Annotated in this window: 21 protein-coding genes; all 21 read right to left on the bottom strand. The window is 63.5% G+C overall.

What is annotated here, in order from left to right; genetic code table 11:
• Nucleotides 1–23: 23 nt before the first annotated feature.
• Nucleotides 24–881 carry a flagellar motor protein MotD gene (motD, locus tag OCX61_RS07440; RefSeq protein ID WP_261943226.1) on the bottom strand — a complete coding sequence of 286 codons (858 nt, stop codon included), beginning with the start codon at nucleotides 879–881 and terminating at the stop codon, nucleotides 24–26.
• A gap of 3 nt (nucleotides 882–884) precedes the next feature.
• Complete coding sequence (locus OCX61_RS07435; RefSeq protein ID WP_261943225.1) at nucleotides 885–1,625, bottom strand: flagellar motor protein; 741 nt, start codon at nucleotides 1,623–1,625, stop codon at nucleotides 885–887.
• Entirely contained in the window at nucleotides 1,625–2,755 is a 1,131-nt protein-coding gene (locus tag OCX61_RS07430) for a protein-glutamate methylesterase/protein-glutamine glutaminase (RefSeq protein WP_261943224.1), read from the bottom strand. The genes OCX61_RS07435 and OCX61_RS07430 overlap by 1 nt, the downstream gene beginning before the upstream one ends.
• Nucleotides 2,756–2,802: 47 nt before the next feature.
• Nucleotides 2,803–5,028 carry a chemotaxis protein CheA gene (locus OCX61_RS07425; RefSeq protein ID WP_261943223.1) on the bottom strand — a complete coding sequence of 742 codons (2,226 nt, stop codon included), beginning with the start codon at nucleotides 5,026–5,028 and terminating at the stop codon, nucleotides 2,803–2,805.
• 12 nt (nucleotides 5,029–5,040) lie between these two features.
• Nucleotides 5,041–5,829: a protein phosphatase CheZ gene (locus OCX61_RS07420; RefSeq protein ID WP_261943222.1), complete on the bottom strand. Its 789-nt coding sequence runs from the start codon at nucleotides 5,827–5,829 to the stop codon at nucleotides 5,041–5,043.
• 20 nt (nucleotides 5,830–5,849) lie between these two features.
• The gene (locus OCX61_RS07415; protein WP_197891551.1) at nucleotides 5,850–6,224 is read right to left on the bottom strand and encodes a chemotaxis response regulator CheY; all 375 of its coding nucleotides are present in this window, start codon (nucleotides 6,222–6,224) and stop codon (nucleotides 5,850–5,852) included.
• A 119-nt stretch (nucleotides 6,225–6,343) separates the two neighbouring features.
• Nucleotides 6,344–7,084 (bottom strand): RNA polymerase sigma factor FliA, encoded by a 741-nt coding sequence (gene fliA / locus OCX61_RS07410; RefSeq protein ID WP_261943221.1) that lies wholly within the window; start codon nucleotides 7,082–7,084, stop codon nucleotides 6,344–6,346.
• Nucleotides 7,081–7,914 carry a flagellar synthesis regulator FleN gene (fleN, locus tag OCX61_RS07405; RefSeq protein ID WP_054884183.1) on the bottom strand — a complete coding sequence of 278 codons (834 nt, stop codon included), beginning with the start codon at nucleotides 7,912–7,914 and terminating at the stop codon, nucleotides 7,081–7,083. The genes fliA and fleN overlap by 4 nt, the downstream gene beginning before the upstream one ends.
• A 93-nt stretch (nucleotides 7,915–8,007) precedes the next feature.
• Nucleotides 8,008–9,315 (bottom strand): flagellar biosynthesis GTPase FlhF, encoded by a 1,308-nt coding sequence (gene flhF, locus OCX61_RS07400; RefSeq protein WP_261943220.1) that lies wholly within the window; start codon nucleotides 9,313–9,315, stop codon nucleotides 8,008–8,010.
• A gap of 11 nt (nucleotides 9,316–9,326) precedes the next feature.
• On the bottom strand, nucleotides 9,327–11,456 hold the full coding sequence (gene flhA / locus OCX61_RS07395; protein WP_261943219.1) for a flagellar biosynthesis protein FlhA: 2,130 nt from the start codon (nucleotides 11,454–11,456) through the stop codon (nucleotides 9,327–9,329).
• Nucleotides 11,457–11,570: 114 nt separating this feature from the next.
• On the bottom strand, nucleotides 11,571–12,713 hold the full coding sequence (flhB, locus tag OCX61_RS07390; RefSeq protein ID WP_261943218.1) for a flagellar biosynthesis protein FlhB: 1,143 nt from the start codon (nucleotides 12,711–12,713) through the stop codon (nucleotides 11,571–11,573).
• A 2-nt stretch (nucleotides 12,714–12,715) separates the two neighbouring features.
• A complete protein-coding gene (gene fliR, locus OCX61_RS07385; RefSeq protein WP_261943217.1) occupies nucleotides 12,716–13,492 on the bottom strand; it encodes a flagellar biosynthetic protein FliR in 777 nt (258 codons plus the stop codon).
• Between the two features lie 7 nt (nucleotides 13,493–13,499).
• Nucleotides 13,500–13,769 carry a flagellar biosynthesis protein FliQ gene (fliQ, locus tag OCX61_RS07380; protein ID WP_027921194.1) on the bottom strand — a complete coding sequence of 90 codons (270 nt, stop codon included), beginning with the start codon at nucleotides 13,767–13,769 and terminating at the stop codon, nucleotides 13,500–13,502.
• A gap of 21 nt (nucleotides 13,770–13,790) precedes the next feature.
• Complete coding sequence (fliP, locus tag OCX61_RS07375) at nucleotides 13,791–14,570, bottom strand: flagellar type III secretion system pore protein FliP (RefSeq protein ID WP_400810146.1); 780 nt, start codon at nucleotides 14,568–14,570, stop codon at nucleotides 13,791–13,793.
• A complete protein-coding gene (gene fliO, locus OCX61_RS07370) occupies nucleotides 14,570–15,016 on the bottom strand; it encodes a flagellar biosynthetic protein FliO (protein ID WP_261943216.1) in 447 nt (148 codons plus the stop codon). Before fliO ends, fliP begins: the two co-directional genes overlap by 1 nt.
• 12 nt (nucleotides 15,017–15,028) lie before the next feature.
• A complete protein-coding gene (gene fliN / locus OCX61_RS07365) occupies nucleotides 15,029–15,493 on the bottom strand; it encodes a flagellar motor switch protein FliN (RefSeq protein WP_110636814.1) in 465 nt (154 codons plus the stop codon).
• A 47-nt stretch (nucleotides 15,494–15,540) separates the two neighbouring features.
• Nucleotides 15,541–16,509 carry a flagellar motor switch protein FliM gene (gene fliM, locus OCX61_RS07360; RefSeq protein ID WP_027921190.1) on the bottom strand — a complete coding sequence of 323 codons (969 nt, stop codon included), beginning with the start codon at nucleotides 16,507–16,509 and terminating at the stop codon, nucleotides 15,541–15,543.
• Between the two features lie 9 nt (nucleotides 16,510–16,518).
• Nucleotides 16,519–17,016 (bottom strand): flagellar basal body-associated protein FliL, encoded by a 498-nt coding sequence (gene fliL, locus OCX61_RS07355; protein WP_261943215.1) that lies wholly within the window; start codon nucleotides 17,014–17,016, stop codon nucleotides 16,519–16,521.
• A 366-nt stretch (nucleotides 17,017–17,382) separates the two neighbouring features.
• The gene (locus OCX61_RS07350; RefSeq protein WP_261943214.1) at nucleotides 17,383–18,687 is read right to left on the bottom strand and encodes a flagellar hook-length control protein FliK; all 1,305 of its coding nucleotides are present in this window, start codon (nucleotides 18,685–18,687) and stop codon (nucleotides 17,383–17,385) included.
• 71 nt (nucleotides 18,688–18,758) lie between these two features.
• The gene (locus OCX61_RS07345) at nucleotides 18,759–19,106 is read right to left on the bottom strand and encodes an Hpt domain-containing protein (RefSeq protein ID WP_261943213.1); all 348 of its coding nucleotides are present in this window, start codon (nucleotides 19,104–19,106) and stop codon (nucleotides 18,759–18,761) included.
• Nucleotides 19,107–19,166: 60 nt separating this feature from the next.
• Entirely contained in the window at nucleotides 19,167–20,858 is a 1,692-nt protein-coding gene (locus OCX61_RS07340) for a fused response regulator/phosphatase (protein WP_261943212.1), read from the bottom strand.

Below are 20,858 nucleotides of genomic sequence, written 5' to 3'. Positions count from 1 at the left end.
TGCGGTGACGGAGAATTGACGGCTCACTTCGCCGTCGTCGCTGCTGGGGCTGGCGGTGCACTTTGTGTGCCAGCACGGCGCAGCGCCGCATCCGGGGTGGCGTTGGCACTGCCCGAGCCGGTCAGGCTGCGGCGCACGTCGAGGTTGCGGGAAATCACCAGCACTACCCGGCGATTGCGCGCACGCCCTTCGGCGCTGTCGTTGCTGGCCACCGGCTGGTACTCGCCGTAACCCACCGAGGCCATGCGCGCCGGGTTGACCCCTTCCATGGCCAGCAGGCGCACGATGCTCGCCGCCCGCGCCGCCGACAGTTCCCAGTTGGTCGGGTACTGTGCCGTACGAATCGGCAGGTTGTCGGTGAAGCCTTCGACATGCACCGGGTTGGCGAACGGCTTGAGGATGCTGCCGACTTTCTCGATGATGGCGAACGCCTTGTCACTGGGCATGGCATCGCCACTGCCGAACAACAGGGACGAGTTCAGCTCGATTTCCACCCACAGCTCGTTGCCGCGCACGGTCATCTGGTCGGACTTGATCAGGTCGCCGAAGGCATCGCGCACGTCGTCGCTGATGCTCTTCAGCGGGTCGACGCTGGTCTGCGCCAGGCCTGCGTCGGTCTGCTCGCTGTCCTTGATCAAAGGTTCAGCCGGTTTCACGCTGAGCGGTTGCTCATCGCCGATCGGGATCGGCTTCATGCTCCGCTCAGGGTCGTTGAACACCCCGAGCAGCGCTTGCGAGATGACCTTGTACTTGCCCTCGTTGATCGAGGAGATCGAATACATGACCACGAAGAAGGCGAACAGCAAGGTGATGAAGTCGGCGTACGACACCAGCCAGCGTTCGTGATTCTCGTGCTCCTCGGTATGACGGCGACGGCGCATGGCTTACTCCATGAAGCCTTGCAGCTTCAGCTCGATCGAGCGCGGGTTCTCGCCCTCGGCAATCGACAGCAGGCCTTCGAGCAGCATCTCGCGGTAGCGCGACTGGCGCATGACGATGGCCTTCAGCTTGTTGGCGATCGGCAGCAGGATCAGGTTGGCACTGGCCACGCCGTAGATGGTGGCGACGAAGGCCACGGCGATGCCGTTACCCAGTTGCGACGGGTCGGCCAGATTGCCCATGACGTGGATCAGGCCCATGACCGCACCGATGATACCGATGGTCGGGGCATAGCCGCCCATGCTCTCGAACACTTTGGCAGCCTGGATATCACGGCTTTCCTGGGTCAGGAAGTCGACTTCGAGGATGCTGCGGATCGATTCCGGCTCGGCGCCATCGACCAGCAGTTGCAGGCCCTTGCGGGCGTACGGGTCGGGTTCGGCATCAGCCACGCCTTCCAGGCCGAGCAGGCCTTCCTTGCGTGCCACCAGGCTCCAGTTGACCACCCGGTCGATACCCCCGGCCAGGTCGACCCGCGGCGGGAAGAAGATCCAGCGCAGGATCTGCAGCGCGCGCTTGAAGGCCGACAGCGGCGACTGCAGCAATGCTGCCGCCAGGGTGCCACCGAGCACGATCAGGCCGGCCGGGCCATTGAGCAAGGCACCGACGTGGCCACCTTCGAGGAAGTTGCCGCCAACGATGGCGACGAACGCCAGGATCAGGCCAATCAGGCTGAGCACATCCATCAGACGCACGCCTCGACCAGGTGTTTGCCGATTTCATCCAGGCTGTACACCGCGTCGGCCAGGTTGGCTTTGACGATGGCCATAGGCATGCCGTAGATCACACAGCTGGCCTCATCCTGGGCCCACACCGTGCTGCCGCCCTGCTTGAGCAGGCGCGCACCTTCACGGCCATCGGCGCCCATGCCGGTGAGCACCACCGACAACACCTTGTCGCCATAGGACTTGGCCGCCGAACCAAAAGTGATGTCCACGCACGGCTTGTAGTTCAGGCGTTCGTCACCGGGCAGGATCTTCACCGCGCCACGGCCGTCGATCATCATCTGCTTGCCGCCAGGGGCCAGCAGCGCCAGGCCCGGGCGCAGCATGTCACCGTCTTCGGCTTCCTTGACGCTGATCTTGCACAGCTTGTCGAGGCGTTCGGCAAAGGCCTTGGTGAAGGCCGCCGGCATGTGCTGGATCAGCACGATCGGCGCCGGGAAGTTCGCCGGCAACTGGGTCAGCACACGCTGCAGGGCCACCGGGCCGCCAGTGGACGTACCGATCGCCACCAGCTTGTAAGGCTTGCGCTTGGGCGCCGGGGAATGCGATGCGGCCGGCGCCGGTGCCGGCGCACGAACAGGCGCGGCAGTGCGTACCGGCGCGGCGCTGGCCAGGCTGCTGGCGGGTGCATGGCTGCTGGCCGGTGCAGGCGCGGTGACCGGCGCGTGGCTGGCGTAGCTGCCAAAACGGCGGTTGCTGCGCGAGATGGTATGCACCTTCTCGCACAGCAGTTGCTTGACCTTTTCCGGGTTGCGCGAGATGTCTTCGAAGTTCTTCGGCAGGTAATCCACCGCACCGGCATCCAGCGCGTCGAGGGTGACGCGGGCACCTTCGTGGGTCAGCGAGGAGAACATCAACACCGGCGTCGGGCAGCGCTGCATGATGTGCCGCACTGCGGTGATGCCATCCATCATGGGCATTTCGTAGTCCATGGTGATGACATCGGGTTTGAGCGCCAGTGCCTGGTCGATCGCTTCCCTGCCGTTGGTCGCGGTGCCGACCACCTGGATGGTCGGGTCCGCCGAGAGGATTTCCGAAACGCGGCGGCGGAAGAAACCGGAATCATCCACCACCAGGACCTTGACTGCCATAAACACTCCATTAGGCGGCGCAACCTGCCAGGGTGCGCCGCCGAAAATCAGATACGCCGTGCCGCGTAACGCTTGAGCATGCTCGGCACGTCGAGAATCAGCGCGATGCGGCCGTCACCGGTGATGGTGGCGCCGGACATGCCCGGCGTGCCCTGCAGCATCTTGCCCAGCGGCTTGATCACCACCTCTTCCTGGCCCACCAGCTGGTCGACCACGAAGCCGATACGCTGGGTACCGACCGACAGGATCACCACATGGCCCTCACGCTGCTCCTCGTGCACCTGGCCCTGAACCAGCCAGCGCTTGAGGTAGAACAGCGGCAGCGCCTTGTCGCGCACGATCACCACTTCCTGGCCGTCGACCACGTTGGTACGCGACAGGTCGAGGTGGAAGATCTCGTTGACGTTGACCAGCGGGAAGGCGAACGCCTGGTTGCCCAGCATCACCATCAGGGTCGGCATGATCGCCAGGGTCAGCGGCACCTTGATGACGATCTTCGAACCCTGGCCCTTGGCCGAGAAGATGTTGATCGAGCCGTTGAGCTGGGAAATCTTGGTCTTAACCACATCCATGCCGACGCCGCGGCCGGACACGTCGGAAATCTCGGTCTTGGTCGAGAAGCCCGGGGCGAAGATCAGGTTGTAGCAGTCCGATTCGCTCAAACGGTCGGCGGCGTCCTTGTCCATCAGGCCCTTTTCCACGGCCTTGGCGCGCAGGATGCTCGGGTCCATGCCCTTGCCGTCGTCAGAGATCGACAGCAGGATGTGGTCACCTTCCTGCTCGGCCGACAGCACCACGCGCCCGGTGCGCGCCTTGCCCGCAGCTTCGCGCTCGTCGGGCATCTCGACACCGTGGTCGACGGCGTTGCGCACCAGGTGCACCAGCGGGTCGGCCAGGGCCTCGACAAGGTTCTTGTCGAGGTCGGTCTCTTCACCGACCAGTTCCAGGTTGATCTCTTTCTTCAGCTGCCGCGCCAGGTCGCGAACCAGGCGTGGGAAGCGCCCGAAGACCTTCTTGATCGGCTGCATACGGGTCTTCATCACCGCCGTCTGCAGGTCGGCGGTGACCACGTCGAGGTTGGACACGGCCTTGGACATGGCCTCGTCGCCGCTGTTAAGGCCCAGGCGCACCAGGCGGTTACGCACCAGCACCAGTTCGCCGACCATATTCATGATCTCGTCCAGGCGCGCGGTGTCGACGCGTACGGTGGTCTCCGCTTCGCTGGCAGGCTTTTCCGCGGCCGCGGCCGGGGTGCGCGCTGGCGCGGCAGGCTTGGCTGCGGTGACGTTGCCAGGTGCAGCAGCGGCCGGGGCAGCAGCAGGCCTGGCGACCGGCTTGCTTTCAGCCTTTTCTGCAACCGGCGCGGCCACGGCGGCAGGCGCCTGGGCAACGGCAGCCTCACCGGTGAACTTGCCCTTGCCGTGCAGCTGGTCGAGCAGCGCTTCGAACTCGTGCTCGGTGATCTCGTCACCACTGGCTGGCGCGGCAGCGCTTTCCACTGCAACTGCGGCAGCTGGCAAGGCATCGGCCTGGAAGGTGCCCTTGCCGTGCAACTGGTCCAGCAACGACTCGAATTCTTCGTCGGTGATCTCGTCGCTCACAGGCGCACTGGCGTCGACCACCGCTTCGGCGGCGGCCACTTCAGGCGAGAACTGGCCCTTGCCATGCAACTGGTCGAGCAGCGATTCGAACTCGGCGTCGGTGATCTCGTCACCCGAGCCGCTCAGGGTCTCGCCCTGCAGCTGCGCGTCGAAGGCGGCCGCTTCGGCCTTGACCGCGTCGAGCGAGTCGAGCAGTTGTTCGAACTCGGTGTCGGTGATGTCCGCCTCTGCCGCCACAGGCTCCGGCGCAGCTTCGACCACCGCGGCCGGGGCGTCGGCGCTGGCAGGCTCCGCCAGGCGCGACAAGGCCGCCAGCAGCTCCGGAGTGGCCGGGGTCACTTCACTGCGCTCACGCACCTGGCCGAACATGCTGTTGACCGTATCCAGCGCCTCGAGCACCACATCCATCAGTTCCGCGTCGACCCGGCGCTCACCTTTGCGCAGGATGTCGAACACGTTCTCAGCGATGTGGCAGCACTCCACCAGCTCGTTCAGCTGAAGGAAGCCGGCGCCCCCTTTTACAGTGTGGAAACCGCGAAAGATCGCATTGAGCAGGTCGGCATCGTCGGGCCGGCTTTCCAGCTCGACCAGTTGCTCGGACAGTTGCTCAAGAATTTCGCCGGCTTCTACCAGGAAATCCTGAAGGATTTCTTCATCGGCGCCGAAGCTCATTAAACGTGCTCCTTAAAAACCCAGGCTGGACAGCAGATCGTCGACGTCGTCCTGACCGGACACAACGTCTTCACGCTTATCGGCATGAATCTGCGGACCTTCACCCCGAGTCGGATGTTTTTCTTGATCTTTTTCAGCGCGCAGCTGCTGGTGGTCATGTTCGATACCGGCAAAGCGGTCGACCTGACTGGCCATCAGCACGAGCTTGAGCAGATTGCTTTCCACTTCGGTCACCAGCGCGGTCACGCGCTTGATCACCTGGCCAGTCAGGTCCTGATAGTCCTGGGCCAGCAGAATGTCGTTGAGATGGCCGGCAACCTTGCGGTTCCCCTCGGCGCTGTGCGTCAGGAAACTGTCGACGCGCTTGACCAGCTCACGAAACTCCGGCGCTGCGACTTCGCGGCGCATGAAGCGCTGCCAGTCGACGCTCAAGCTTTGTGCCTCGGCCGACAGGTCGTTGAGCACCGGGGTGCTCTCCTCCACCAGGTCCATGGTGCGGTTGGCAGCGCCCTCGGTGAGCTTGACCACGTAGGACAGGCGCTCGGTGGCGTCGGTGATCTGCGAAACTTCCTCGGCCTGCGGCATGCGCGGGTCGATCTGGAAGCTGACGATCGCGCTGTGCAGCTCACGGGTGAGCTTGCCGACTTCCTGATACAGGCCGCGATCGCGGGTCTGGTTGAGCTGATGGATCAGCTGCACCGCCTCGCCGAAGCGCCCCCGCTCCAGGCTCTCGACCAGCTCCTGAGCATGTTTCTTCAGGGTCGTCTCGAACTCCCCCAAAGACGTCTGTGTTGATTCCATGGCGCCCCCCCTGACGTGACTCAGCCGTTGACGCGTTCGAAGATCTTCTCGATCTTTTCTTTGAGCACCTGGGCGGTGAACGGTTTGACCACGTAACCATTGACCCCGGCCTGGGCCGCTTCGATGATCTGGTCGCGCTTGGCTTCGGCGGTCACCATCAGCACCGGCATGCTTTTCAGGCGATCGTGGGCACGCACCTTGCGCAACAAGTCGATACCGGACATGCCGGGCATGTTCCAGTCGGTCACCAGGAAGTCGTAATGGCCGCTTTCGAGCATCGGCAGCGCGGTAGTGCCGTCATCGGCTTCATCGGTGTTGGTGAAGCCCAGGTCACGCAACAGGTTCTTGATGATCCGCCGCATCGTCGAAAAGTCGTCAACGATGAGGATTTTCATGTCTTTGTTCAAGTAGACCTCCAAGCAGTCTCAAACGCGCTCGGCTGCGAGCACGCGTATTCATTCAATTCGGTGCAACATGGAAAACACGTGGAAAACGACTGCAACGACCCCCGGGCTCAACGCGCCCGCCATTCCCCCAGGCGGCTGCGCAGGCGCGCGGCACACTGGCTGTGCAACTGGCTGACACGCGACTCGCTGACCCCCAGTACCTCACCGATTTCCTTGAGGTTCAGCTCTTCGTCGTAGTACAGCGCCAACACCAGCCGCTCACGCTCCGGCAAGTTGGCGATCGCATCGGTCAGGGCAGCCTGGAAGCGCTCGTCCTCCAGATCGCGCGACGGCTCGATCTGGCCACTGACGCCGTCCTCGTGCAGCCCTTCGTGCTCGCCGTCCTGCAACAGGTCGTCGAAACTGAACAGGCGGCTCCCCAAGGTATCGTTCAAGATCCCGTAGTAATCATCGAGACTCAACTGGAGTTCGGCAGCAACTTCATGATCTTTAGCGTCGCGACCGGTTCTTGCTTCCACGGCGCGCATCGCGTCACTGACCATGCGCGTATTGCGGTGCACCGAACGCGGTGCCCAATCGCCCTTGCGGACCTCATCGAGCATCGCCCCGCGGATGCGGATGCCGGCGTAGGTTTCAAAGCTGGCACCCTTGCTGGCGTCATACTTGTTGGCCACTTCCAGCAGGCCGATCATGCCGGCCTGGATCAGGTCCTCGACCTGAACATTGGCGGGCAGGCGTGCCAGCAGGTGGTAGGCAATGCGCTTGACCAGCGGCGCGTAGCGTTCCACCAGCTCGAACTGGGCGTCTTTCGACGCCTTGCTGTACATCTTGAAGCCGCTCGCGTTCATAGCACGGGCCCTGCGCTGGTGGGTTGCACCAGGCGTTCGACGAAGAACTCAAGATGCCCGCGCGGGTTGGCGGGCAGCGGCCAGCTGTCGACTTTCTGCGCGATGGCCTTGAAGGCCAGGGCGCACTTGGAGCGCGGGAACGCCTCATACACCGCGCGCTGCTTCTGCACGGCCTTGCGCACGCTCTCGTCGTACGGCACGGCGCCGACGTATTGCAGGGCGACGTCGAGGAAGCGGTCGGTGACCTTGGTCAACTTGGCGAACAGGTTGCGCCCTTCCTGCGGGCTCTGGGCCATGTTGGCCAGCACGCGGAAACGGTTCATGCCGTAGTCGCGGTTGAGCAGCTTGATCAGCGCGTAGGCGTCGGTGATCGAGGTAGGCTCGTCGCACACCACCAGCAGCACTTCCTGGGCTGCGCGAACAAAGCTGACTACCGAGTCACCAATACCCGCAGCGGTGTCGATCACCAGCACGTCGAGGTTGTCGCCGATCTCGCTGAACGCCTGGATCAGCCCGGCATGCTGGGCCGGTGCCAGGTGCACCATGCTCTGGGTACCCGAGGCAGCCGGCACGATGCGCACACCGCCCGGCCCCTGCAACAGCACATCACGCAGCTCGCAGCGCCCTTCGATGACATCAGCCAGGGTGCGTTTCGGGGTAAGGCCCAGCAACACGTCGACATTGGCCAGGCCAAGGTCGGCGTCCAGCAACATCACCCGACGGCCGAGCTCGGCCAGCGCCAGGGACAAGTTCACTGAAACGTTAGTCTTGCCGACGCCACCTTTGCCACCAGTGACGGCGATCACCTGTACGGGATGCATGCTACCCATGTTCGTTGTTTACCTTGTCTCGCTTGGACCCAAGCCACACGCGGGGCGACACTGCCAGCCCCGGAATGTAGGTACTTTGCATACGCTTCATCCTCAACCCGCGCGCCGCGGGTTGTGGTAGAGATCAGCGAACATGTCGGCCATCGCCTCTTCGCTGGGCTCGTCCTGCAACTGCACGTTCACCGCGCGGGTCACCAACTGGTGCGGGCGCGGCAGGTGCAGGTCGTCAGGAATGCGCGGACCATCGGTGAGGTAGGCCACGGGCAGTTCATGACTGATGGCCAGGCTCAGCACGTCGCCGAGGCTCGCCGTTTCATCGAGTTTGGTCAGGATGCAGCCGGCCAGGCCGCAGCGCTTGTAGCTGTGGTAGGCGGCGGTCAGCACCTGCTTCTGGCTGGTGGTGGCCAGCACCAGGTAGTTCTTCGCGGCAATGCCCCGTCCGGCCAGGGTTTCCAGTTGCATGCGCAGGGCCGGGTCGCTGGCCTGCAGGCCGGCGGTATCGATCAGCACCACGCGCTTGCGCAGCAGCGGCTCCAGCGCCGCTGCCAGCGACTGGCCCGGATCGACGTAGGTCACGGGCACGTTAAGGATGCGCCCCAGGGTCTTGAGCTGCTCCTGGGCACCGATGCGGAAGCTGTCCATGCTCACCAGGGCCAAGTTCTGCGGGCCGTACTTGAGCACATAACGCGCCGCCAGCTTGGCCAGGGTGGTGGTCTTGCCCATGCCGGCCGGGCCGACCATGGCGATCACGCCCCCCTCTTCGATCGGTTCGACCTGAGGCACTTCGATCATCCGTGCCAGGTGCGCCAGCAGCATCCGCCAAGCCTGGCGCGGTTCTTCGATCTCGTTGGTGAGGTCGAGCAGCTCGCGGGCGATCGGGCCGGACAGGCCGATGCGTTGCAGGCGACGCCAAAGGTTGGCCTGGGCCGGCTTGCTGCCCTGCAGCTGGTTCCAGGCCAGCGAGCCGAGCTGCACTTCGAGCAGTTCGCGCAGGCCCGACAGCTCCGAACGCATGGCATCGAACAGGCGCGGATCGACGGCTGGCTGCGCCGGCGCAGGCGCCGGGGCCGGCACATCGACGTGCGGTTCGATCAGCGGCTCGGCCGCCGTCAGCGACTGGCCGGCGAACAATTGGCGGTTGCCTTCGCTGGCCTCGGCACGGTTGTCCAGCTCGGCCTGGGCAGTGGCAATGCGCGACTGGGTCTTGCGCAGCTCTTCTTCCAGCTCGGCATTGGGCACGCGTGGGGCCAGCGCGGACAGCTTGTAGTCCAGCGCGGCGGTCAGCTCGACACCACCGGCGATGCGGCGGTTGCCGATGATGGCGGCATCGGAGCCCAGCTCATCACGGACCAGCTTCATGGCCTGACGCATATCGGCGGCGAAAAAACGCTTGACTTGCATAACCCACTACCTCAGCCGTTGGGGCCCACTGTGGCAACGATGGTGACTTGCTTGTTATCCGGTATTTCCTGATACGCCAGAACATGCAAATTCGGTACAGCCAGGCGGCCGAAGCGCGACAGCATGGCACGGATCGGGCCAGCTACCAGGAGAATGGCCGGCTGGCCTTGCATTTCCTGGCGCTGGCAGGCGTCGATCAACGAACGCTGCAGCTTTTCGGCCATGCTCGGCTCAAGAAGAACACCGTCTTCCTGACCTTGCCCGGCCCTTTGCAAACTATTGAGCAAGATCTGTTCCAACCTTGGCTCCAGGGTGATCACAGGCAGCTCGGGCTCAACGCCGACAATGCTTTGGACAATGGCACGACACAATCCGACGCGCACCGCCGCCACCAGCGCGGCGGTATCTTGACTCTTGCCGGCATTGTTGGCGATGGCCTCGGCAATACTGCGAATGTCACGCACCGGCACTTGCTCGGACAGCAATGCTTGCAGGACCTTGAGCAGCCCCGACAAGGAAATGACACCGGGCACCAGCTCTTCTGCAAGTTTAGGCGAAGCCTTGGACAATACCTGCAACAGCTGCTGAACCTCTTCGTGGCCGATCAGCTCATGGCAGTGCTTCTGCAGGATCTGGTTGAGGTGGGTGGCTACCACGGTACTGGCATCGACCACGGTGTACCCCAGCGACTGCGCCTGGGCACGCTGGCCGACGTCGATCCACACCGCCTCCAGGCCGAATGCCGGGTCGCGCGCGGCGATGCCGTTGAGCACACCAAACACCTGCCCCGGGTTGATCGCCAGCTCGCGGTCAGGGTAGATATCGGCCTCGGCGAGGATCACCCCCATCAGCGTCAGGCGATAGGCGCTCGGCTGCAGGTCGAGGTTGTCGCGGATATGCACGGTCGGCATGAGGAAGCCCAGGTCCTGGGACAGCTTCTTGCGCACCCCCTTGATTCGCGCCAGCAGCTGGCCACCCTGGTTGCGGTCGACCAGTGGAATCAGCCGGTAGCCGACTTCCAGACCGATCATGTCGATCGGCGTCACGTCGTCCCAGCCCAGCTCCTTGGTTTCCATTGCGCGCTGCGGCGACGGCAACAGGTCCTGCTGGCGCTGCGCCTCCTTCTGCGCGTCGAGCTTGGCCTTCTGCTGCTTCTTCCACACCAGGTAGGCACCGCCCCCGGCCAGCAGGCCGAGGCTGAGGAAGGCGATGTGCGGCATGCCCGGCACCAGGCCCATGATGATCATCAGCGCCGCAGACACACCCAGCGCCTTGGGCGAGTCGAACATCTGGCGATTGATCAGTTTGCCCATGTCCTCGGATCCCGAGGCTCGGGTGACCATGATCGCCGCAGCGGTGGACAGCAGCAGTGATGGCAATTGCGCCACCAAACCGTCACCAATGGTCAGCAAGGCGTAAACTTTGCCCGCATCGCTGAACGACATGTTGTGTTGCAGCATACCGATCAGCATGCCACCGATCAGGTTGATGAACAGGATCAGCAGGCCGGCGATGGCGTCACCGCGGACGAACTTGCTGGCACCGTCCATCGAACCGTAGAACTCGGCCTCCTGGGCCACCTCGGCGCGGCGCGCCTTGGCCTGGGCCTGGTCGATCAGGCCAGCGTTGAGGTCAGCGTCGATGGCCATCTGCTTGCCAGGCATGGCGTCGAGGGTGAAGCGTGCGCTCACCTCGGAAATACGCCCGGCACCTTTGGTGACCACCACGAAGTTGATGATCATGAGGATGGCGAACACCACCGCACCGACCACGTAGTTGCCGCCGATCACCACCTCGCCGAAGGCCTGGATCACTTTACCGGCAGCGCCGTGGCCCTCCTGGCCATGAAGCATGACCACTCGCGTGGAAGCCACGTTCAGCGCCAGGCGCAGCAAGGTCGCCACCAGCAGGATGGTGGGGAACGCGGCGAAATCCAATGGACGCAGGGCGTACACGCAGACCAGCAGGACGACGATCGAAAGGGCGATGTTGAAGGTGAAGAACACGTCGAGCAGGAACGGCGGTATCGGCAACATCATCATTGCCAACATCACCAGCAGCAGCAACGGCACGCCCAGGTTGCCCCGGCCGAGCCCGGCCAGGTTGTTGCGGGCGTTGCTGATTAACTGAGTGCGATCCACCGCGAGTCCTCTTGATGCAAAACTTTGACGCCCAAGGGGCGCTTGGGCGTGGCTTTGCAAGAAGCCTTCCAACTTTGTACGGCTATGGATTTATGTTGCCTGTACAGGCCCGAATCAATTGTCGCGCCGCAAGTCCGGCGGAATCGGCAGATCACCCTTGAGCGGCTCCGGCCGCTTGCCTTTACCAGCGCGGTACTGGCGGATCTGGAACACGTAGGCCAGCACCTGTGCCACCGCCAGGTACAGCCCCGCCGGGATTTCCCCCTCGACCTCGGTGGAGTAGTAGATCGCCCGCGCCAGGGCTGGCGACTCAAGGATCTGCACCTTGTGCTCGACGCCGATCTCGCGAATCTTCAAGGCGATGAAGTCGGTGCCCTTGGCCACCAGCAGCGGCGCCACCCCACCCTTCTCGGGGTCGTACTGCAGGGCCACGGCATAGTGCGTCGGGTTGGTGATGATCACATCGGCCTCGGGCACGGCGGCCATCATGCGCCGCTGCGACACCTCTCGCTGCAACTGACGGATGCGCTGCTTGACCTCAGGCTTGCCTTCGCTGTCCTTGTACTCGTCCTTGATCTCCTGCTTGGTCATCTTCAGCTTCTTGTGGGTCTGCCACAGCTGGTATGGCACGTCGGCCGCGGCAATCAGCAGCAGGCCGGCCGCCATCCACAGGGCGCTCCAGCCAACCACCTGGACACTGTGGATGATCGCCTGCTCCAGAGGCTCGTTGGCAATGGCCAGCAGCGCCTGGCGGTCATTGCCCAACACCACCAGCGCCACCACCAGGATCACCATGAACTTGGCCATGGCCTTGAGCAGTTCGGTCAACGAGTTCAGCGAAAACATCCGCTTGATACCCGACAATGGATTCATGCGGCTGAACTTGGGTTGCAACAGGCTGCCCGAGAAAATGAACCCGCCGAGGGCAATGGGCGAAACGAAGGCGATGACGAACAGCAGCATGAGGATCGGCTGCACCGCCCAGATCGCCATCTTGCCCGAAGCCAGCAGGAACATGCCCATCGAGCGCTCGTCGGTGAGCACCTCGCGGGTCAGGGAAAAATTCAGCTGCATCAGCTTCATCAAGGTTTCCGCCAGGTTGCCGCCGAAGGCCAGCAGCGCGCCGGCGCCGGCCAGGGTCGAGGCAACCGTGTTGAGCTCCTTGGACCGGGCGATCTCGCCTTTTTCCCGCGCGTCGCGCTTGCGCTTGTCGGTGGGGTCTTCCGTCTTGTCCTGGCCGCTCTCGCTCTCTGCCATGCTCAGCGCACCCTCACCAGCTCACGCAGCCATTGCAGCGCCTCACTGGCCAACGTCTGGTAGTGGGAAAGCACATCGGCCAGCCCTACCCAGAAGATACCCATGCCCAGCACCAGGGTCAGCGGAAAACCAATGGAAAAGATGTTCAGCTGCGGCGCGGCACGAGTCATCACGCCGAAGGCGATGTTCACCACCAGCAGTGCGGTGATCGCCGGCAGGATCAGCAACAGGCCGGCCCCGAACACCCACCCCAGGCGGCCAGCCATTTCCCAGAACTGATTGACCACCAGGGCGTGGCCCACCGGCAAGGTGGTGAAGCTCTCGGTCATGACCTCGAACACCACCAGATGGCCGTTCATCAGCAAGAACAGCACACTCACCAGCATGGTCATGAACTGGCTGACCACTGCGACGTTGACCCCGTTGGCCGGGTCGACCATCGAGGCAAAGGCCATGCCCATCTGCACGGCAATGATCTGCCCGGCAATGACGAAGGCCTGGAACAGCAGCTGCAGGGAGAAACCGAACAACGCGCCGACGATGACCTGCTCGCCACACAGCAGCAGGCCGCGCAGGCTCAACGGGTCAAACTCCGGCAGCGGCGGCAACGCCGGCACGATCACCACGGTAATGGCCACCGCCACGTACAGGCGGATGCGCGCCGGCAGCATGCGCGTGCCGAAGATCGGCATGGTCATCAGCACCGCGGTCACCCGGAACAGCGGCAGGATGAAGGTGGCGACCCAGGTGCCGATCTGCGCGTCGGTCAGCTCCAGCATGGCAGGCTCAACCGATCAGCTGCGGGATGCTGGTGTACAGGCCGGTGATGTACTCCATGAACTTCTGCACCAGCCAGGGCCCGGCAACGATCAGCGTGACCAGCATCACCAGCAGGCGCGGCAGGAAGCTCAAGGTCTGTTCGTTGATCTGTGTGGCGGCCTGGAACATGGCCACGATCAGGCCGACCAGCAGGCTCGGCACCACCAGCACGGCAACCATCAAGGTGGTCAGCCACAGCGCATCACGAAACAGGTCGACAGCTACTTCAGGTGTCATGCGGGGCTCTCCCTGGCGGCGTCAGACGCCGCCGAAACTGCCGGCCAAGGTACCCATGATCAGCGCCCAGCCATCGACCAGGACAAACAGCATGATCTTGAACGGCAGCGAGATGATCAACGGCGACAACATCATCATACCCATGGCCATCAGCACACTGGCCACCACCATGTCGATGATCAGGAACGGGATGAAGATCATGAAACCGATCTGGAACGCGGTTTTCAGTTCCGAGGTGACGAACGCCGGCACCAGGATCGTCAGCGGCACCTGATCGGGGCCAGCAATGTCGGTGCGCTTGGACAGGCGCATGAACAGATCGAGGTCACTCTGCCGGGTCTGCGCCAGCATGAAGTCCTTGAGCGGTCCCTGGGCCTTTTCGATGGCCTGCTGGGCCGTCATCTTCTCGCTCAGGTATGGCTGCAGGGCATCCTGGTTCACCCGGTCGAACACCGGCGCCATGATGAACATCGTCAGGAACAGCGCCATGCCGGTCAGCACCTGGTTCGACGGCGTCTGCTGCAGGCCCAGGGCCTGACGCAAGATCGAGAACACGATGATGATGCGGGTGAAGCTGGTCATCAGGATGACGAACGCCGGAATGAAGCTTAGCGCCGTCATGATCAGCAGGATCTGCAGGCTGACCGAATACTCCTGCTGCCCGTCCGCAGTGTTGGACAGGGTAATGGCCGGAATCGACAACGGGTCGGCGGCCAGGGCCAGCGGTGCAGCAAGCAGCAGGGCGAGCGGCACCAAGGTGCTCAACGACGTTTTCAACAGCAGGCGCAAGGCGCGGGTCATCACTTCTTGTCCTTCTGGTCCTTGCCCATCAGCTCCATCAGCCGCTGGGCAAACTCCGGCGTCGCCTGGCGCGCGCTGGCGGGTACTTCGACGGGTTCGGCCAGCACGTGCAACGCCTCGATGCTGCCCGGGGCATGGCCGATAAGGATCTGCTCCTTGCCAACCTGAACCAGCAACAGCCGGTCACGCGGGCCAATGGTGCGGCTGCCGACGATCTCGATCACCTGCCCGCCCTTGGGCGTGGCGCCCTGCATGCGGCGTAGCACCCAGGCCAGCAAGAAGATCAGGCCCACCACCAGCAACAGGCCGAACACCATCTGTGCCAGCTGCCCGCCGAGGCTGCCGGGCGCAGCCGCCGGCGCCGCAACCGGGCTGGCAGCAGGGTTGGCGGCCGCGATGGCCACTTCACTGGCCAGCAGCGCGGCAAAGGCCGTCACGGCCCGCATCGTGCCCTTCACTCAGCGCAGCTTCTTGATGCGTTCGCTAGGGCTGATCACGTCAGTCAGGCGGATGCCGAACTTCTCGTTGACCACGACCACTTCGCCATGGGCGATCAGCGTGCCATTGACCAGCACATCGAGCGGTTCACCGGCCAGGCGGTCGAGTTCGATCACCGAGCCCTGGTTGAGCTGCAGCAGGTTGCGGATATTGATTTCGGTGCTGCCCACTTCCATGGAAATGCTCACTGGAATATCCAGGATCACATCCAGGTTCGGCCCTTCGAGGCTGACGTTCTCATTCGGCCGCGGGGAGCTGGCGAATTCTTCCATCGGCAGGCGACCGGCACCGGGCTTGCCGCTGTCACCGGCGAGCAACGCGTCGATGTCGGACTGGCCGGCATCACCGGTTTCTTCCAGGGCCGCGGCCCACTCATCGGCCAGGGCCTGGTCTTCCGGGGAAGTGATCTCGTTTTCGTTAGCCATGATGTCCTCGACAGGCATTCAATTCGTAAAGAGCGACCGGCACGCCGTCAGCGGCGTTCGATCGGGTCAATGATCTGCAGGGCCAGGTTGCCCTTGTGCGAGCCCAGGCGCGCCTTGAACGACGGCACGCCATTGGCGCGCAGCACCAGGTGCTCGGGCAGCTCCACCGGGATCACGTCGCCGGCCTGCATGTGCAGGATGTCGCGCAGCTTCAACTGGCGGCGGGCGACCGTGGCGGTCAGCGGCACGGAAACGTCCAGCACGTCCTCGCGCAGGGCCTTGACCCAGCGTTCGTCCTGGTCGTCGAGGTCAGACTGGAAGCCCGCATCGAGCATTTCCCGCACCGGCTCGATCATCGAATACGGCATGGTCACATGCAGGTCGCCCCCGCCGCCGTCCAGTTCGATATGGAAGGTCGAGACCACCACCGCCTCGCTCGGGCCGACGATGTTGGCCATGGCCGGGTTGACCTCGGAGTTCATGTACTCGAAGTTGACCGGCATGATCGCCTGCCAGGCTTCCTTGAGGTCGACGAAGCACTGGTCCAGCACCATGCGCACCACACGCAGCTCGGTGGGGGTGAATTCGCGGCCTTCGATCTTGGCGTGACGACCGTCACCGCCAAAGAAGTTGTCCACCAGCTTGAACACCAGCTTGGCGTCGAGAATGAACAGTGCGGTACCACGCAGCGGCTTGATCTTGACCAGGTTGAGGCTGGTCGGCACGTACAGCGAATGCACGTACTCGCCGAACTTCATCACCTGCACGCCACCCACTGCCACGTCGGCCGAGCGCCGCAAAAGGTTGAACATGCTGATGCGGGTGTAGCGGGCAAACCGCTCGTTGATCATTTCCAGGGTCGGCATGCGACCGCGCACGATCCGATCCTGGCTGGTCAGGTCGTAGCTCTTGATGCTGCCGGGCTCGGCAACGCTCTCGGTCTGTACCAGCCCATCGTCGACGCCATGCAACAGGGCATCGATCTCATCCTGGGACAGCAGGTCCTGTACGGCCATTGCGGACTCCTACTGCAATACGAAATTGGTGAACAGCAGCTGGTCGACCACCGGCTTGCCGACTTCCTTCTGCGCCACTTCCTGAACCACCGCGGTGGCTTTCTGACGCAGCATCTCCTGGCCCACCGAACTGGCCGCCAAGGTGTCGAAGCCCTGCCCGGAGAACATCATCACCAGGTTGTTGCGGATTACCGGCATGTGCACCGAGAGTGCGTCCAGGTCGGCCTGGCTACGGCCTTGCATGGTGATGCTCAGCTGCATGTAGCGCTGGCGGCCGTTCTGGTTGAAGTTGACCACGAAGGCGGGGGCCAGCGGCACGTAGATCGCGGGGGCCTTGACGTTGGTAGCGGCCGCTTCAGGGGCGGGCGCCGATTCACTCTTGTGCATGATGAACCAGGTGGCACCGACCGACAGGCCGACCGCCAGCAACAGGGCCAGCACCAGCAGCAGGATCAGCTTGAGTTTGCCTTTTGCGGCGGGGTCTTTCACTGCGTCGCTCTTCGCCATGCCAATAATCCGTCGTCCATCGGGGTTTCAAAGGAGGATGACGTGGCTTGAGCAAGTGTTATGCCAGGTTTGGATTGAGAGTGTCTGGATTGAGAGGTGTGGCGCCTGTGACATCGAGCGCCGCCCGCGCGGCGCATCGCGAGCTGCGCTCGCTCCTACGTTTGTTTCGGGCCAATTATTCCTGCGGGATTTGCGCGCGAACGCCTTGGCGCCTGACTCGATATGGAGTCGTACAAACCAGGCGGTCGCGCGCGCCTGCCACAAACGTTACTGGCCCGAAACAAACGTAGGAGCGAGCGCAGCTCGCGATGCGCCGCGCGGGCGGCGCTCGATCTCACAGGCGCCGCATATTCAAATGCAGGCCCATCAAGCGTAGTAATCGACAGCACTGTCGCCAATGACCACCTGCTGCTCGACAGCCCGCGAGCCGTCGCCCAACTCACTACCCTGCTCGCCCCTCTGCGCCCGGCGCGCAGCGACCCCGGACAGCTGCGAGCCGTCCTGCTGCGCCTGCTGCTGTTGCTGGCGCGACTGGTCTGCGACGTTGACGTCCGGCTGCGCCAGCCCCTGCTGGGCAAACAGTTCGCGCAGGCGATACACCTGGCTGTCCAGCGCATCACGCACGCCAGCATGGCCACTGACGAAGGTGATCTGGGTGGATTGGTCAGTCGCGACATTGACACGGATATCGAGGCGCCCGAGCTCAGCCGGCTCCAGCTGGATATCCGCCGACTTGAGGTTCTGACTGGACAGGTACATGACCCGGTTGACCAGGCCTTCGGCCCAGGCGCCCTGGTTCATCTGCAAGGGCTGATGCAACGGGTTGGCGTTAACCGGCAGCGCATTGGCAGTCTTGGCGGTAACCGCCTGGGTCAGGCTGGCCAGGCGGTTGGCAAAGTCGTCGACGCGGGTATCGCTGCTGGCGCTCTTGGTGTCCTTGAGGCCATCTTCGATCAAGGCGCCGAAGGCCTTGTCACCGGTCTCGGACTTCCCTGCTTCACCCTCGACCTTGTCGATCAGGGTCGCCAACGGATTGACGGCCGCTTGCCCATCATCGGATTGAGCCTTGGTTGTGTCAGTTGCATGGGCCGATGTCGTGCCCTTGGCCTGGGCAGTCTGCTCCAATGCCAGGCGCAAGGTCGGCAGGTTGGCCAAGGGGTCGGCATCCGGGTCGAAGGCATCAGCCTCGGACTCTTCTGCCAACGGCTCGCTAACCTCGGCCACGGGCGCCTGCTGGATAGCGGCCTGCAAGACCGGCGCCACGGCTTCGGCCTGGGCCTGCAACAATTGCGCGCCGGGCTGCGCATCAGTGACCTGGCCCGCGACCAGGCTGGCATCGAGCGAACCCGAGTCGCTGGCGGTGGCAGCATCGGTAGCAGGCTGCGTGGCATCGTCTGCTGGCAATTTGTTGCCGTCATCGGCAACCGCCGGCTTGTCGGCGGCCTGCTGCTTGCCGCCCCGGGCAACATCAGGCTTGTCCTTGGGGCCGGGCTGAACCACCTTGTCATTGCGCGCGGGCGCCTTGTCACGCCCCTGTCCGGCCATGACCTGATCGAAGCCGCCGCCCTGCCCGCCCGCCGCCTGCAGCGGCTTGTCCACCCGCGAGGAACCCGCGTTCGACGGCTTGCTCAGGGTGTTGGCTTGCAACAAAGGGTTGGGTGCGACAGGCATTGAACGGTCTCCGCGCCAGAAACTGGAATATCATCTGGCTACAGATACGCAAGAGTCGCGCCAACTTGCCATCAGTTAGCCGAAACGCGCTCACGTTCGCCGCGATAGAAGCACTTCACTTCCAGGTATTCCCGGTCGATCTGGTTGATCAGATCCTCGATGCCATACAACTGCCGCACCTTCACCCGCTCTTCCAGCTGCTGGCACAACTGGGCAAGGCCAACAGCGCCCATGTTGCTGCTGCTGCCCTTGAAGCTGTGCGCGGCCATGCCGAGTTCATCGACGCTCTTGGCCTCATGCAGCTGGCTCAAGCGCCGCTCGGAATCTTCCAGAAAGGTTTCCAACAATTGCAGGTAGCCATCTTCCATGACCTCCTGCAAGTCGCTGAGTACCTTGTGGTCAATATGCTTGTCTGTCACTTGCTCACTCCTTGATCAAGCCGGATTATGCCTGAGCCGCCCCGCGGCCCTCCAGACGCATCACCAATCGAACTGAACGCGGGCACAACGGCCGCCTTCGCTCCACTCGGCACGGCTGCCAAGCCGCTTTACCAGGTTCAGCCCGCGCCCGCTCAAGTCCTGTTCCAGGGACGGGCGCGACAATACACCGCACACATCGAACCCCGCGCCACTGTCGCGAACCTCGATGGTAAGACGCCCACCCGCCCCTGACGGTTCCACCTTCAGGTCGATGCGCACGAAACCTTCGGCCAACGCGACCAAGCGCCGGGCCCGTTCCTGATAGTAGTCGGCAAACCCCTGCACATCACGCTTGAGCTGTGAATCCAGGCCCAGCACACCATGCTCCAGGGCATTGGAATAAAGCTCGCTGAGCACACTGTGCAAGGCACCGGTGCGCGGCCGCAGCCCATGGATTTCCTGCAACAACTGCACCAGATAGGGCACGGGATTGAAACGCTTGAGGCTTTCGCCCCGCAACTCGAAGCCCAGCGACCAGTCCAGCGGGCTGGAGCGTCCACTGTCGGAATACAAGGTTGGCGCAGGCACCCGCTCTTCGCCACTGAACATGCGAATATCACACAGGCTGATGTCATCCCGGGGGCGCCCACCGAAACGCTCCAGGGCCTGCATCACTTCGTCGAACAACTGCGCCGGGTCGCGATTGGCCCCCAGCACCTCGCGCAAGCGCTCGACGCCGAACAGGCGCTCCTGCTCGTCTGCGGTATCGACCACGCCATCGGACAGCAGCAGCAGCCGCTCACCCGCCGCCAGCGGCAACACCTCGGTACTGTCGTCGAAGCGCTCCGGCGCCAGGATACCCAGTGGCAAGTGCCGCGAACCCAGGCAGCCGAGTACTGCGCCATCGGCAGAAAGCCGATAGCCATCCGGCATCCCGCCATTCCACACTTCCACGGCACCGCGCTGCACGCTGATCTTGAGCAGCAGCGCGCAGCAGAACATGTCCACCGGCAGGATGCGCTTGAGCTTGGCGTTCATCTCGCGCAGCATCTGTGCCAGGCCGTAACCCTTGGCAGTCATGCCATAGAACACTTCCGCCAGCGGCATCGCGCCGACTGCGGCGGGTAGACCATGGCCGGTGAAGTCGCCGAGCAACACATGCATGTCACCCGCCGGGGTGAACGCCGCCAGCAACAGGTCGCCATTGAACAGGGCGTAAGGCGACTGCAGGTAACGAATGTTCGGTGCGGTGATGCAGCCGGAGTGGGCGACCTTGTCGAACACCGCCTTGGCCACCCGTTGTTCGTTGAGCAGGTGGTGATGGTGGCGGGTGATCTGGTCACGCTGCTCGAGCACGGTCGCCTGCAAGCGCCGCAGGCGGTCCATGGCGCGGATCTTGGCACCGAGGATCACCGCACTGTAGGGCTTGGCCATGAAGTCGTCGCCCCCGGCCTCCAGGCAACGCACCAAGGCATCCTCCTCGTTCAGCGAGGTCAGGAAGATGATCGGCACCAGCGCCTCGCCGGCCAGCGCCTTGATCTGCCGCGCGGCCTCGAAACCATCCATCACCGGCATCAAGGCGTCGAGCAACACCAGCTGCGGGCGCTTCTCGACAAACAACGCCACGGCTTGTTCGCCATTTTCCGCGGTGAACACCTGGTGCCCCTGGCGACGGACGATCTGCGCCAGCAGCAGGCGGTCGACCGCCCCGTCCTCAGCCACCAGCACGGTCAACGCCTGTTCGGCCGGCAT

This window comes from Pseudomonas sp. LRP2-20 (assembly GCF_024349685.1).
GTDB lineage: Bacteria > Pseudomonadota > Gammaproteobacteria > Pseudomonadales > Pseudomonadaceae > Aquipseudomonas.
This window is presented reverse-complemented; position numbering and strand designations above follow the sequence as displayed.